The 13,149-nt window shown below is 62.5% G+C and carries 12 protein-coding genes; 5 read left to right on the top strand and 7 right to left on the bottom strand.

What is annotated here, in order from left to right:
• Positions 1–3: 3 nt before the first annotated feature.
• The 3 genes from C8K61_RS13420 to mnmC all read right to left on the bottom strand — a co-directional run bounded on the left by C8K61_RS13420 (position 4) and on the right by mnmC (position 3,971).
• Complete coding sequence (locus C8K61_RS13420; protein WP_108096757.1) at positions 4–1,284, bottom strand: type II toxin-antitoxin system HipA family toxin; 1,281 nt, start codon at positions 1,282–1,284, stop codon at positions 4–6.
• Complete coding sequence (locus C8K61_RS13415) at positions 1,284–1,733, bottom strand: helix-turn-helix domain-containing protein (protein ID WP_108096756.1); 450 nt, start codon at positions 1,731–1,733, stop codon at positions 1,284–1,286. Before C8K61_RS13415 ends, C8K61_RS13420 begins: the two co-directional genes overlap by 1 nt.
• Before the next feature lie 249 nt (positions 1,734–1,982).
• The gene (mnmC, locus tag C8K61_RS13410) at positions 1,983–3,971 is read right to left on the bottom strand and encodes a bifunctional tRNA (5-methylaminomethyl-2-thiouridine)(34)-methyltransferase MnmD/FAD-dependent 5-carboxymethylaminomethyl-2-thiouridine(34) oxidoreductase MnmC (protein ID WP_108096755.1); all 1,989 of its coding nucleotides are present in this window, start codon (positions 3,969–3,971) and stop codon (positions 1,983–1,985) included.
• A gap of 115 nt (positions 3,972–4,086) precedes the next feature.
• Between mnmC and pap the strand changes: the two genes are divergently transcribed.
• A complete protein-coding gene (gene pap, locus C8K61_RS13405; RefSeq protein WP_108096754.1) occupies positions 4,087–5,574 on the top strand; it encodes a polyphosphate:AMP phosphotransferase in 1,488 nt (495 codons plus the stop codon).
• A gap of 146 nt (positions 5,575–5,720) precedes the next feature.
• The gene (locus tag C8K61_RS13400; protein WP_108096753.1) at positions 5,721–6,905 is read left to right on the top strand and encodes a thiolase family protein; all 1,185 of its coding nucleotides are present in this window, start codon (positions 5,721–5,723) and stop codon (positions 6,903–6,905) included.
• Positions 6,906–7,000: 95 nt separating this feature from the next.
• Here C8K61_RS13400 and C8K61_RS13395 read toward each other — a convergent pair whose 3' ends face one another.
• Positions 7,001–7,237 carry a DUF6316 family protein gene (locus C8K61_RS13395; protein ID WP_108096752.1) on the bottom strand — a complete coding sequence of 79 codons (237 nt, stop codon included), beginning with the start codon at positions 7,235–7,237 and terminating at the stop codon, positions 7,001–7,003.
• Positions 7,238–7,617: 380 nt separating this feature from the next.
• Between C8K61_RS13395 and C8K61_RS13390 the strand changes: the two genes are divergently transcribed.
• Complete coding sequence (locus C8K61_RS13390; protein WP_108096751.1) at positions 7,618–8,562, top strand: DMT family transporter; 945 nt, start codon at positions 7,618–7,620, stop codon at positions 8,560–8,562.
• A gap of 86 nt (positions 8,563–8,648) precedes the next feature.
• On the opposite strand, the gene C8K61_RS13385 is transcribed toward C8K61_RS13390, so the two are convergent.
• From C8K61_RS13385 to C8K61_RS13375, 3 genes are all read right to left on the bottom strand, one after another.
• On the bottom strand, positions 8,649–9,269 hold the full coding sequence (locus tag C8K61_RS13385; RefSeq protein WP_108096750.1) for an NAD(P)H-dependent oxidoreductase: 621 nt from the start codon (positions 9,267–9,269) through the stop codon (positions 8,649–8,651).
• Positions 9,262–10,656: a class II fumarate hydratase gene (locus tag C8K61_RS13380; RefSeq protein WP_108096749.1), complete on the bottom strand. Its 1,395-nt coding sequence runs from the start codon at positions 10,654–10,656 to the stop codon at positions 9,262–9,264. Before C8K61_RS13380 ends, C8K61_RS13385 begins: the two co-directional genes overlap by 8 nt.
• Positions 10,657–10,755: 99 nt before the next feature.
• Positions 10,756–11,769, bottom strand: a complete 1,014-nt coding sequence (locus C8K61_RS13375; protein ID WP_108096748.1) for a DUF2804 domain-containing protein — start codon at positions 11,767–11,769, stop codon at positions 10,756–10,758.
• A gap of 333 nt (positions 11,770–12,102) precedes the next feature.
• Here C8K61_RS13375 and C8K61_RS13370 point away from each other — a divergent pair, with 333 nt between their 5' ends.
• Complete coding sequence (locus tag C8K61_RS13370) at positions 12,103–12,645, top strand: DUF2059 domain-containing protein (RefSeq protein ID WP_108096747.1); 543 nt, start codon at positions 12,103–12,105, stop codon at positions 12,643–12,645.
• A gap of 12 nt (positions 12,646–12,657) precedes the next feature.
• On the top strand, positions 12,658–12,951 hold the full coding sequence (locus C8K61_RS13365; RefSeq protein WP_108096746.1) for a BolA family transcriptional regulator: 294 nt from the start codon (positions 12,658–12,660) through the stop codon (positions 12,949–12,951).
• Positions 12,952–13,149 lie beyond the last annotated feature (198 nt).

Here is a 13,149-nt window from a genome sequence, read left to right as displayed (position 1 = left end):
CCGCTACTGCGCCAGGCGAAACGCCGGGGCCATGCGCTCGATTTCCCGCGCCGAGAGGCCGTGCAGCGGGCTGCTGGCCAAGGCGCGCCAATGGCGGACCACGCGCATTTGGGTGCGGATGATGTCCTCGGCGTCTGCCAGCGGCACGCGGAAAATCGGCGCTACCGACAATGCCAGGTCCAGGTCCATGGCGTTGTCGGTTTCATTGATGTTCAGTTTCAGCCCATGGGCGCCGGGGTCCGGGTTGATATCAAAGGCGGGCGCCAGCTGCCAGCCCTTTCCCGGCCGCAGAATAAAACCGGTGTTGCGCAGATGACCGTCGCTGTTGGACACCAGCATGTCGAACACCAGGCGCGACCACAGCAGCCGCAGGTCCTGGTTTGGCTGCGCCCCTTGAGTGATCAGAACCGTGGCGATATCCAGGTACGAGGCGCCCGTGCTGGCATCGTCGCCATCTTGTTTGTCGGCGAGGGTCATGGCCGAGGCAAAGTGCAAGCGTTGGCCTCTGAGGGTGCGATCGAAGCGCTGCACCACATAGGTGTGATGAGCACTGGCAAACCGCGCGACACCACCGCGAGCCGGGACAATGCCAGATTTTTCGGCCAGGTAATTCACGACCCCCTCCCAGGCACCGACGTTGTGGCTGTCACGGGTGCTGGGGAATTTGGCGATATACAGTTGGCCACGTTCGTCGATCACGCTGGCTTTGGGCCGGGCGCCGCCCAACGAGCCGCCTGGCGCGATGAGCAGGCGCAGTTGCTCGTCGGTGATCGCTGCCGGGTCATGTTCTGAGGTCTCGAACGCCAGGCTGGCGGCTTCCAGTTCGCGCAGCATGACCAAGGGCGGCGCGCCGTCGCGGCGTTGGTTATCGAGAAAAGGCCCCTGCTGTTCCAGGCTGTAGCGCAGGGCGCCTACCCGGTATTGATCATGCACACCTAGCAAATAATCCGAGGCGTGCAGGCGTGGCGGCTGCCCTACGGCGCCGCTCCCGCGCCACTGGCGCTCGGCTCGCCGTTTCATCAGCAACTGGCCCCAGCGGTCGGGAGAGGAGTCGGCAATCATGCCGAACGAGGTACGTCCCTTGGGTGGATACTGCGGCCCTGGCCAGTTGCCTAATCGAGGATCGAGGGGCGTGCCTGGCAATGCCGGGTGAGTGAGGGTGGCCGCGTCGAACTCGAAGCCGAACAGTTCGTCGCGACCGCTGAGCCGGGCATGCAAGGTGCCGAGCAGCAGCGGTTGCGCCAGACCCTCCCAGTCGGCGTGCACATAAATGCAGGCGTTCATCAGTTGTCGTCCTGAGCGTCGAACAGGGCGTCCATGTGCGCGCGATAGTCGTCGATCAGCTCCAGGCCACTGCTCTCTCTGACGCCATACATAGGGCGCGGCTCGGCAGCGGGGTAACGGGTGGTCTTGGCGGCAGGGCGTGGACGCGACGTTTTGCGCCGGCTCACCAGCGTAGCGTCCTGTAACTGGCGGCCGACGTCATCGGCAGCAGCGAGAAGCGCCAGATCGGCTTCGAGCCCCAGCACTTGCATCACGGCAAGGTAGGCCCCCATGGTCACCCCATCGGCGCCGCGCTCGACATTGCGCAGCGTGAGGGGGGCCATGCCGGCGCGGGCCGCTACTTGCGCCGCCGTGAGCTTCCGGCGCTCGCGGGCTAGACGCAGGCGTTCGCCAAAGGCAGCCAGCAACTCCGTGGTAGCGGGAAGTAATGGCGAGGTTTTGTTGGCCATAATGTAAATATTCTGCTGATAGGGGGCTATTGGCCTACAGAATAGTTACAGAAACTGAATTCACCTAGCGGTTGTGGTGTAAGTATTCTGCTTTATTTCTCTTTTTGTCGTCAGAATAGTTACAGGTTGCCTCGTGGATCACGCAGGTTGAGTAAATTACAACGGCATCGAGGCTCAAGCCTCCCACACAGAGGAATGGCGTCTGGCGTGGCAGAGGCCGGCCGGCGCGCCGATCAGCCTCGATTTTTTCTACCCGCGGACCAGTTTGCGCAGCGCGAAGCGATTGGGATGGCAGGCTTCGGCGACATCGCGCGGTAGCGGTAGCGGTTCGTTGTCCAGCCAGGCGGCCAGCAGTTCAGCGGCCAACGGTGCGGTGATCAGTCCGCGTGAACCGTGGCCGCTGTTCACGTACAGGCCGGGTAGCCAGGGGCAGGGCGTGTTGGGCGTTTGCCGGGCGTCTTTGCGCAGCACGCCATAGGCGTCGGCGAAGGCAGCGGCATCGGCCACCGGGCCGACGATGGGCAGGTAGTCGGGGCTGGTGCAGCGAAAGGCGGCGCGGCCTTCGAGCTCAGTTACCGGCAATTCGGCGGCGTTAAGACGCTCGGCGAGGTCGCTGGATATCTCCTGCAGCAACTGCAGGTTGCTGGTGTGTTCGCTGGCTTTGACGCTGAGGTCCGCGCTGTGGAAATCGAAACTGGCACCGAGGGTGTGTTCGCCGTTGCGCGCCGGGGCGACGTAACCTTCGGCGCACACCACCGTGCGCAAGGCACGGCTGGCGGCAGTTTCTGGTACGCGGGTGATCTGTCCGCGAATGCGCTTGAGCGGTAGCTCGGCCGTGGCGGCAAAGTGGCGCACATCGGCGGCACCGGCGAGCACCACGACGCTGGCACTGGCCAGCAGTTGCTCGCCGTCCCAGGCCTGCCACTGGCCTTGCTCATGCTGCAAGGCCACGGCCTGCTGGTGCAGTTGCAGGGTGATGTTGGCGTGTGCCGCCAGTACCTGGCACAACGCGGGCGGATGCACCCAACCGCCCTGCGGGTAGAACAGACCACCGCTGGCCAGGGCGACGCCGGCTTGTTGCTCGGCTTGCGCCTGGTCCAACGCTTGGAGCAGATCGGCGGGGAAAGCGGCGGCCAGTTTGGCCTGGCGCCCGGCTTCGTCCGCATCGAAGGCCAGTTGCAGCACACCGCAGGCGTCCCAGTCCTGGCCGCGTTGCAGGCGTTGGATCTGCCGGCGGGTGTGACCAAAACCGGCGACGATCAGGCGCGAAAGACTGGTGCCGTGGGCAGACAACTTCAGGTACAGCACGCCCTGAGGATTGCCCGAACCTTCCTGGGCAATTGCGCCATGGCGCTCCAGCAGCGTCACCTGCCAACCACGTGCTGCCAGGCTGGCGGCGCTGGCGCAGCCGGCCAGGCCGGCGCCGATCACGAGAGCCGTGCGCGGGCCATCCAGCGGGGTGGGGCGGGCGTACCAGGCTTTGTCGGGTGATGGCGGCGGGGCATCGGGCAGGCCGATGAAATGGCCCTTGAGCACTTCCCACTTATGCCCCAGGCCGGGTACCCGTTTGAGTTTGAAGCCGACAGCTTTCAGCGCACGACGCACGTCGCCCTTGGTGGTGAAGGTACCGAGGGTGGTTCTTGGGGTGGACAGGCGCGCCAGTTGGTTGAACAGTTCCGGCGACCACATTTCCGGGTTCTTCGCCGGGGCAAAACCGTCGAGAAACCAGGCGTCGATCTCGGCATCCAGTTGCGGCAGCAGCTCCATCACATCGCCGATCAGCAGGGTCAACACCACCCGCCCGCCGTCGAATAGCAGCCGCTGAAAACCCGCGTGGATGGCGACATATTGCTCCAGCAACTGCTCGGCAAATGGCTGCAGCTCCGGCCACAGCGCCAAGGCGCGTTGTAGATCGGCATGGCTTAGCGGGTATTTTTCCACGCTGACAAAGTGCAACTGCGCACCTGCAGGCGCTGTGCGCGCAAACAACTCCCAGGCACAGAGAAAATTAAGCCCGGTGCCAAAGCCGGTTTCGCCAATCACCAGCTTGCCGCCAGCCGTCAGTGCGGCGAAACGTGCTGGCAGGTCGTTGTTATCGAGGAATACGTAGCGCGGTTCGCTGAGACCCAAGCTGTTGGAAAAGTACACATCGTCGTAGGCCCGCGAATGTGGCTGGCCGAGGTCATCCCAATCCAATTGGGCGGTGTGCGAGGGGGCGTTGGCAGTGGTGTCGGACATGGTCGGTTCTGGCGCGGCAAGGCGCGCATTCTAGCCGATCCTGATCCATCGCATGGCTTGCGCGGCGCAATCCGCTAGGCTGTGGCAAACATGTCCGGGAATGGAGCGAGGTTTTATGTTTGAGTCCGCCGAAATTGGTCACGCCATCGACAAGGAAGATTACGAAGCCGCGCTGCCAGCGCTACGCGAGGCGTTGCTGGACGCCCAGTTCGAGTTGCAGCAGCAGGCGCGTTTTCCGGTGATTGTGCTGATCAATGGCATCGAAGGCGCCGGCAAAGGCGAGACCATCAAGCTGCTTAACGAGTGGATGGACCCAAGGCTGATTCAGGTGTGCACCTTCGACCAGCAAACCGATGAAGAGCTGGCCCATCCGCCGGCCTGGCGCTACTGGCGCCAGCTGCCGCCGAAGGGGCGCATGGGGATCTTTTTCGGCAACTGGTACAGCCAGATGATCCAGGGCCGGGTCGATGGCCATTTCAAGGATGCGGTGCTGGATCAGGCCATCATTGGCGCGGAAAACCTTGAACGCATGCTCTGCGACGAAGGCGCGCTGATCTTCAAATTCTGGTTTCACCTGTCGAAGAAACAGATGAAAGCCCGCCTGAAAAACCTCAAAGACGACCCCGAACGCAGTTGGCGCCTGAGCCCGCTGGATTGGGCGCAGACCGAAACCTACGACCGTTTCGTGCGTTTTGGTGAGCGTGTGCTGCACCGCACCAGCCGCGACTACGCGCCCTGGTATGTGGTGGAGGGCGCTGACGAAAACTACCGCAACCTTACCGTGGCAAAGATTCTGCTCGAGGGCCTGCAGACCGCGTTGAAAACCGAGAAACGCGAGCAGCGCCACCCTCATGCCGGGCCGGCCAATGTCAGCATCGACAACCGCAGCCTGCTCGGCAGCCTCGACCTCAGCCAGCGTCTGGACAAAGACAGCTACCAGAAGCAGTTGGCCAGCGAGCAGGCGCGCCTGGCCGGGCTGGTGCGCGACAAACGCTTTCGCAAGCATTCGCTGGTGACAGTGTTCGAAGGCAACGACGCGGCTGGCAAGGGCGGTGCGATTCGCCGGGTGGCGGCGGCCCTCGACCCCCGCCAATACCGCATCGTGCCGATTGCTGCGCCCACTGAGGAAGAGCGCGCGCAGCCGTATTTGTGGCGCTTCTGGCGGCACATTCCGGCGCGCGGCAAATTCACCGTGTTCGACCGCTCCTGGTATGGCCGCGTGTTGGTGGAGCGAGTCGAAGGTTTCTGCACCCCGGCCGATTGGTTGCGGGCCTATGGCGAGATCAACGACTTTGAAGAACAGCTGAGTAACGCCGGTGTGGTCGTGGTGAAGTTCTGGCTGTCGATCGATTCGGAAACTCAGCTGGAGCGTTTCCAGGAGCGGGAAAAGATCGCCTTCAAGCGCTTCAAGATCACCGAAGAAGACTGGCGCAACCGGGAAAAATGGCCGCAATACGCCAATGCCGTGGAAGACATGGTTGACCGCACCAGCACCGAGCTGGCGCCCTGGACCCTGGTGGAGGCCAACGACAAGCGCTTTGCCCGGGTGAAAGTGCTGCGCACCATCAACGATGCCCTGGAGCGGGCGATCAACCGCGATTGACTGGCAAATCAGGCGGGGATCAAGGCGCATACACGGGATGAATAATCATCGCCCTGCCGGTTGGGGCGGTTTTATCCTAGGCGCCAGCTGCACTCCAGCCCTGAACCCCCCAGGGGTTTTTCCCGAATAACAAAACGAGGTGCGTGATGCGTGAAGTAGTGATCGTCGACAGCGTGCGGACTGGCCTGGCCAAGTCCTTCCGTGGCAAGTTCAACCTGACCCGTCCGGACGACATGGCTGCGCATTGCGTGAATGCCCTGCTGGAACGCAACAAGATCGACCCGGCTTCGGTCGAAGACTGCATCGTCGGCGCCGGCTCCAACGAAGGCGCGCAGGGCTACAACATCGGCCGTAACGTGGCCGTGCTGTCGGGCCTGGGCACCCAGGTGGCGGGCATGACCCTCAACCGTTTCTGCTCTTCGGGCCTGCAGGCCATCGCCATTGCGGCCAACCAGATTGCATCCGGTTGCAGCGACATCATCGTTGCCGGCGGCGTCGAGTCGATCACCCTGACGATGAAAAGCGTCAACACCGACAACCTGATCAACCCGGTGCTGAAAGCCAACGTACCGGGCATCTACTACCCGATGGGCCAGACTGCTGAAATCGTCGCCCGTCGCTACAACGTCACCCGTGAGCAGCAGGACGCCTACGCCCTGCAAAGCCAGCAACGCACCGCTCGTGCTCAGGCTGAAGGCCTGTTCGACGACGAAATCGTACCGATGGCGGTCAAGTACCAAGTGGAAGACAAAGCCACCGGCGAGAAATCCATTGTTGAAGGCGTGGTCGATCGCGACGACTGCAACCGTGCCGACACTACCCTGGCCAGCCTGCAAGGCCTCAAGCCGGTGTTCGCTGAAGACGGTTCGGTGACTGCCGGTAACGCCTCGCAGCTGTCTGACGGCGCGTCCATGACCTTGGTAATGAGCCTGGATAAAGCCAAGGAGCTGGGCCTGGAGCCGCTGGCGTACTTCCGTGGTTTCACCGTGGCTGGCTGCGAGCCTGACGAAATGGGCATTGGCCCGGTGTACTCGGTGCCGAAACTGCTGAAGGCCCGTGGCCTGGAAGTGGACGACATCGACCTGTGGGAACTGAACGAAGCCTTCGCCTCGCAGTGCCTGTATGCCCGCGACTTCCTCAAGATCGACAACGAGAAATACAACGTCAACGGCGGCTCGATCTCCATTGGTCATCCGTTTGGTATGACCGGCTCGCGCCAGGTCGGCCATCTGGTGCGTGAGCTGCGTCGTCGTGGCAAACGTTACGGCATCGTGACTATGTGCGTAGGTGGTGGTATGGGCGCCACCGGGCTTTTCGAGGTCTACAAATAAGCGTTTTCGCCGCATAAAAAAACCGCGCTCCGGCGCGGTTTTTTATTGGGCAGAAAAATCAAAGGTTCGCGGCTGAAGCACAGGTGGGTTGTCTATCAATGCCCAATCACCCCATGCCGCTCAGCAAAGGAATGGCTTTCAAGGATGTCGTCACCCTGTATCTGCCGGCGCACGTACAGGGCGATTTCCCGCTCGGCGTCCACCCGGGTGAAGTAGGGCCCTTCCAGGGTGCCTTCCCGGGTGGCGAAGAAGTATTGGCCATTCACCGCGCTGACACGCTCACTGCGGTAATGGGTGCCGGCTGCTGGGTCTTGCGTGCGTTGGCTGAACATGGCGTTAGCTCCAGAGGCGAGTTGGCTGATTTGAGTCTAATCAGAATCAGCAGATTTGCTCCGGATGGCGATAGATGGTCGATTGTTCGCCGTAGATAGCCGCCTGTTGGCTGAATTTAAGCTTATTTGGCGTCAAGGCGCTGACGGGGTCTGAGTGCAAACCGCCGTCATCCCAGCGCAGGCTGGGATCCAGGCTGTTCCAGGGGGAGCATAGCGAGTCCTCACAGCCGAAATTCTGGGTCCCAGCCTGCGCTGGGACGACGTTAATAGGGCAGCCATACAGTTCAACCCCACAACTGTGCGGTGTATATAAATGCCCTGCCGCCTAGAATGCCGGCTTTGCCAGCATGTGCTGCGCGTTTAGCTCGATTGAGGCTGTCATGCATACGTCTTCCGGCCGGTGGGTCTACGGCCTGCTCCTGGCGCTGCTTACCGCAGTGCTGTGGGGCGTATTACCGATTCAGCTGAAAGAAGTGTTGAAGGTAATGGACCCGATTACCGTCACCTGGTACCGCCTGATCGTCTCCGGCTCCCTGCTGCTTGTGTACCTGACCATCACCCGGAGTTTGCCGGATTTTCGCCTGCTCGGTGGCAATGGCCGCTGGTTGCTGCTGGTGGCGGTGTTGGGTCTGATCGGCAACTACGTGCTCTACCTGCTGGGCCTTCAAGTACTTAGCCCTGGCACCACGCAGTTGGTGATTCAGGTGGCGCCCATTCTGTTTCTGCTCGGCAGCGTGTGGCTGTTTCACGAGCGCTTCAGCATGGGCCAGGCCATCGGGCTGGCGGTGCTGATCCTCGGTTTTGGCCTGTTCTTCAATCAGCGCCTGCACGAGCTCCTGACCTCGCTCGGCACTTACACGGTCGGGGTGTTGACGGTGTTATTGGCGGCTTTCGTGTGGACCTTCTACGGCCTGGCGCAGAAGCAGTTGCTGACGCGCTGGAATTCCATGCAAGTGATGATGGTGATCTACCTCGCCTGCGCCGCCTTGCTCACCCCTTGGGCGCACCCGGCGCAGGTGCTGCAACTGAGCCCGCTGCAGTTCTGGCTGCTGCTGGCCTGCTGCCTGAACACCCTGGTGGCCTATGGCGCCTTTGCCGAAGCGCTGGCGCATTGGGAAGGTTCGCGGGTCAGCGCCACCTTGGCTATCACGCCACTGGTGACCTTTGCCTCGGTGGCCTTGGCGGCGCAGCTGTGGCCGGACTACGTGCACCCGGAGCAGATCAACTGGCTGGCGTATGTGGGGGCGGTGATGGTGGTGCTGGGCTCGGCGGTGACCGCGATTGGGCCATCGCTAATGGCCACCCTGCGCGCTCGCCGCTCGTAGGATGGGTAGAGCGCAGCGAAACCCATCGATTCGCGTGACGATGGGTTTCGCTGCGCTCGCCTAGGCGGCCCCACCCATCCTACGAGTTACACCCTGGAGCCCAGCAATTCCGCCTTGCGCAACCACGCCTGGCGCTGGGTTTCGGTGGAGGGGCGGATCGGCGAGAACTGCGCCAGGCGGCGAGTCTTGATCCCGCAGAAGCCAAGAATGGTGCGGGTCATTTGCCGGTGTGCCGGGGCGGCGTAAATCCAGCGGAAGTACCACACCGGGGTGTCCATGGTCACCAGCAGGTCTGCCGTGCGCCCGGTCAGCAGCTTGTCCCAGAGCTGCGAGCGGTTGCGGTATTTGAAGGCGAAGCCGGGCAGCAAGGTGCGGTCGAAAAAGCCTTTGAGCAGCGCCGGAATGCCACCCCACCAGACTGGGTAGACGAACACCAGGTGCTCGGCCCAGTGGATCTGTCGCTGGGCTTCGAGCAGATCGGGTTCCAGGGTTTGGCTCTGGTCGTAGCCGTCGCGCAGGATCGGGTCGAACTGCAACTCGCCGAGCTTCAGCTGCCGCACTACATGGCCCTGCCCGCGAGCACCGACGGTATAGGCCTCGGCCAGGGCGTTGCAGAAACTGCTGCCCTTGGGCGTGCCCAGAATCAGCAGAATTCGCTTGCCGTCGCCTTCCAGTGGCGTTGCCCCACTCTTGACCTCATCACTCATGGCTGCCGGCCTCGAGCATGCTTTGCGGCTTGACCCATTCATCGAACTCCTGATTGCTGACAAAGCCCAGCTCCAAGGCGGCTTCGCGCAGGGTGGTGCCCTCGCTGTAGGCCTTTTTGGCGATCTGTGCCGACTTGTCGTAGCCGATATGCGGGTTCAGTGCGGTTACCAGCATCAGGCCACGTTCCAGGTGCGCGGCCATTTGCGTGGCGTCCGGCTCCATGCCTTCCACACAGTGCTTCTGGAAGTTTCTGCAGCCATCGGCGAGCAAGCGGATCGATTGCAGCAGGTTGTGGATGATCACCGGCTTGAACACGTTCAGTTGCAGGTGACCCTGGCTGGCGGCGAAGGTGATGGTGGTGTCGTTGCCCATCACCTGGCAGGCCAGCATCGACAGCGCTTCGCACTGAGTCGGGTTGACCTTGCCGGGCATGATCGAGCTGCCCGGCTCGTTGGCCGGCAGGCGCACTTCTGCCAGGCCCGCACGTGGGCCGGAGCCGAGCAGGCGCAGGTCGTTGGCGATTTTCATCAGCGCCACAGCCAGGGTTTTCAGCGCACCGGCCAGGGTCACCAGTGGCTCGTGGCCGGCCAGGGCGGCGAATTTGTTCGGCGCCGACACCAGCGGCAACCCAGACAACGCGGTCAACTCCGCCGCAATCGCCTCTGAGAAACCGTGCGGCGAATTTAGCCCGGTGCCCACCGCAGTACCGCCTTGCGCCAGTTCGCAGACGGCGGGTAGGGCAGCGCGCAGGGCGCGGTCGGCGTAACCCAGTTGGGCGACGAAGGCCGACAGCTCCTGGCCGAAGGTCACCGGGGTGGCGTCCATCATGTGCGTGCGGCCGGTTTTCACCAGGCCCATATGCCGCGCCGCTTGTTCGGCAAGGCCACCGGACAGCTCGGCAATCGCTGGCAGCAGGTCGTGCAACACGGCCTGCGCGGTGGCGATGTGCATGGCAGTGGGGAACGCGTCGTTGGAACTCTGCGAGCGGTTGACGTGATCGTTGGGGTGCACCGGCGACTTGCCGCCACGGCCCTTGCCAGCCAGTTCGTTGGCACGGCCTGCGATCACTTCGTTGACGTTCATATTGCTTTGCGTGCCGCTGCCCGTTTGCCACACCACCAGCGGGAACTGGTCGTCGTGTTTGCCGGCCAGCACCTCGTCAGCGGCTTGTTCGATCAGGCGGGCGATGTCCGGCGGCAGGTCGCCGATGCGGTCGTTGACCCGCGCGGCGGCTTTCTTGATCAGCGCCAGGGCATGCAACACGGCAAGCGGCATGCGTTCCTGGCCGATGGCGAAGTTGATCAGTGACCGTTGTGTCTGCGCGCCCCAGTAGGCCTGCTCAGGAACGTCGATGGCGCCGATGCTGTCGGTTTCGCTGCGATTCATGGTTTCTCTCCGCGGACTGTTCCGGCAGTTTAGGCGTTGTGCTGGCGGGCTGGTTCCATCGAGTGCGGATAAATCGTTACCGCGCTTGGCACGCAGCGATCACCAGCGGGCATTGGTGGTGCCGAGCCAGCCGAGGGCTCCATCGACCGGCACGCGCTCGCCCTTGGGGCCGCGCAACACGCCGTCGAACTGGCCGAACCACTGACGGGTTTCGGCATGGAAGGGGCCCAGTTTTGGCCGGGCGATATGCTGCTGGCGAGGGGTGAAGACCAGCGCCAAACGTTCATCTTCGCTGCTCAGGTGCCAGGGCGCGGAGGGGTTTTGCGGGTTGCCGGCGATGGTCACAGGGCGGGTGACGTGCAGCAGTTCGCCGCCGAACCACAGGGCGTTTTCGGACAGGCCGGTGTGGTCGGTCCAGCCGGAGCCGAAGTTACCGGCGATGCCACCAGGAGCGGCGAAGGCTGCGCGGGTCCAATGGGTGTTCAGTGGCCACACGCCGCGGCCGAAATCCAGGGCGGCGAAACTTTGTCCCGGCTGGCAGCGGTAATGGGTGTGGCCCAATTGCACGTCGCCCGACACCGGCAAGCCGACATGCCGCGAGGTGGCGTGGAAGCCGCCCTGGTTGAACGGTACCACCAGGTTGACCGAGTCGAGGTGTGCGGGGCGCTGCACATCGAGAGCCACTTGCAGGGTCTGCCCACCGATATCCGGCACGGTGGCCACCAGGCGCGCGCGACCTTGGTGTTCATTGACGCGAATCTGCAGCCGCGGGTGCTGGAAAAAATGCCCTTGCAGCGGTGTGTCGGGCAGTTTGCAGCCGCGGGCAAACGGCCGAAGCTGGGTGTGGGCGACGGAGCGACCGGTTTGCAGGTCGAGGAAATACACCGCGCCATAACCCAGGTAGTCGAGGTCGGCGACTGTCAGCGACAGCATCCAGGTGGGGGTGGTGATGCACCAGTGGTTCCAGCGTTTGCGCCGACCGTAATGGCCGGGCAGGGCACAGTGGATATGCGGGCGGCTGGACCAGCCTATCGAAGCAGGCAGCAATTGACCTTTGGCGTCGCACAAGGGCTGCCAGGGGTCGGTCGCGAAGGCGGGGCTGAGGTTGCTCATCGAACACATCCGTGTGTTGCTGAATGGGGGCAGGCCAGAAGTTGGGCTGTGTAATAAAAGCAGTGCGTTGGTTTTACAGCGCTTGCTAATTTATACCCGGGAGGCTGCCAAATTGTTGGCGCGAAGAATGCACTCCCGAAGGGTTATGAGGCAAGTACTGGCAATTGGCTTGCGGACCAACGGGGCGGCTTCATAACGTGTATGCATTTTCGTATAAGACCTGATCCTGCAACCCTGCGGCTTGAGCCGGGTCCAACCAACGCGCAGAATGCCCAGCCTCCGGGATTCGCCTTTACCTGTAGATTTCATTCGTACCCCTACCAAGGAAATACCATGACCCCGATTCGTAGCCTTTGCACTGCCGCCTTCATGATCTGCCTCAGTGGCCAGGTCTTCGCCGATGCCGCCAGCCACGCTGCCAACGCCGAAACCTTTCTGAAACTGGCCCACGCGGACAAACTTACCGCCCCGATCTACGCCCAAGTCGATCAACTTTTCGCTCAACGTTTCGCCCAGGCTCAAGCCCCGGAATCGAAAAAAGCCCAACTGGAAACCTACCAGGCCAAAGCCAAGGCTTCCCTGGACAAAGCAGTGGGCTGGGACAAACTCAAACCCGACATGGTCAAGCTCTACACCTCGAGCTTCAGCGAACAGGAACTCAAAGACCTGATCGCCTTCTACCAGTCGCCGCTGGGCAAGAAAGTTCAGGAAACCATGCCGCGCGTAACCGCTGAATCGGCACAAATGGCCCAGGGCAAACTGGAAACTGCCGTACCGGAAGTCAACAAACTGCTGGCCGACATGACCAAAGAGCTGGCCCCGGCCGCCGCCAAAGGTGATGGCAAAGCTGCTGCTCCTGCTACCAAAAAGCCTTGATCGGAGTTCCCCATGAGCATGCGTGAACGCATTCAAACCACCCTGGCGGCCCTCGAGCCCGAATTCGTCGATGTGCAGGACGAAAGTCATATGCACAGCCGGGGTCTGGAAACCCACTTCAAGGCCGTGGTGGTAACCCCGGCGTTTGCCGGCCTGAATGCGGTCAAGCGCCACCAGAAGGTCTACGCCACCCTCGGCGACCTGATGGGGCAGATGCATGCCTTGGCGTTGCACACCTACACCCCGGAAGAGTGGGCGGCCACCGGAGCAGCCCCGGCGTCGCCGACCTGCGCAGGCGGGCATTAAGCCGCTACGCTAGCTTCCGGAACAAAAAGCCGCCGCTTGAGTGATCAAGCGGCGGCTTTTTTTGTGCTTTTGATCTACGCAGGCGCCGCAAACCGAGAGTTTCGGGGCTAAGGCCAGGCAAGGCGCCCCGCAGCTTTTAAGCGCAGCGTACTGTCGTACGTGAGCATTAAAAGCGAGGACGCAACGCAGCATGGCCGA

The sequence above is a fragment of the Pseudomonas sp. GV071 genome (genome assembly GCF_003050835.1).
In the GTDB taxonomy this organism is placed as follows: Bacteria; Pseudomonadota; Gammaproteobacteria; order Pseudomonadales; family Pseudomonadaceae; genus Aquipseudomonas.
The sequence above is the reverse complement of the archived record's forward strand: the minus strand, read 5'-3'. Positions and strand labels throughout refer to the sequence as shown.

Coding starts and splice junctions, on each gene's coding strand:
- C8K61_RS13420 (WP_108096757.1), bottom strand. CDS start 1,284: ATGAACGCCTGCATTTATGTGCACGCCGACTGGGAGGGTCTGGCGCAA.
- C8K61_RS13415 (WP_108096756.1), bottom strand. CDS start 1,733: ATGGCCAACAAAACCTCGCCATTACTTCCCGCTACCACGGAGTTGCTG.
- mnmC (WP_108096755.1), bottom strand. CDS start 3,971: ATGTCCGACACCACTGCCAACGCCCCCTCGCACACCGCCCAATTGGAT.
- pap (WP_108096754.1), top strand. CDS start 4,087: ATGTTTGAGTCCGCCGAAATTGGTCACGCCATCGACAAGGAAGATTAC.
- C8K61_RS13400 (WP_108096753.1), top strand. CDS start 5,721: ATGCGTGAAGTAGTGATCGTCGACAGCGTGCGGACTGGCCTGGCCAAG.
- C8K61_RS13395 (WP_108096752.1), bottom strand. CDS start 7,237: ATGTTCAGCCAACGCACGCAAGACCCAGCAGCCGGCACCCATTACCGC.
- C8K61_RS13390 (WP_108096751.1), top strand. CDS start 7,618: ATGCATACGTCTTCCGGCCGGTGGGTCTACGGCCTGCTCCTGGCGCTG.
- C8K61_RS13385 (WP_108096750.1), bottom strand. CDS start 9,269: ATGAGTGATGAGGTCAAGAGTGGGGCAACGCCACTGGAAGGCGACGGC.
- C8K61_RS13380 (WP_108096749.1), bottom strand. CDS start 10,656: ATGAATCGCAGCGAAACCGACAGCATCGGCGCCATCGACGTTCCTGAG.
- C8K61_RS13375 (WP_108096748.1), bottom strand. CDS start 11,769: ATGAGCAACCTCAGCCCCGCCTTCGCGACCGACCCCTGGCAGCCCTTG.
- C8K61_RS13370 (WP_108096747.1), top strand. CDS start 12,103: ATGACCCCGATTCGTAGCCTTTGCACTGCCGCCTTCATGATCTGCCTC.
- C8K61_RS13365 (WP_108096746.1), top strand. CDS start 12,658: ATGAGCATGCGTGAACGCATTCAAACCACCCTGGCGGCCCTCGAGCCC.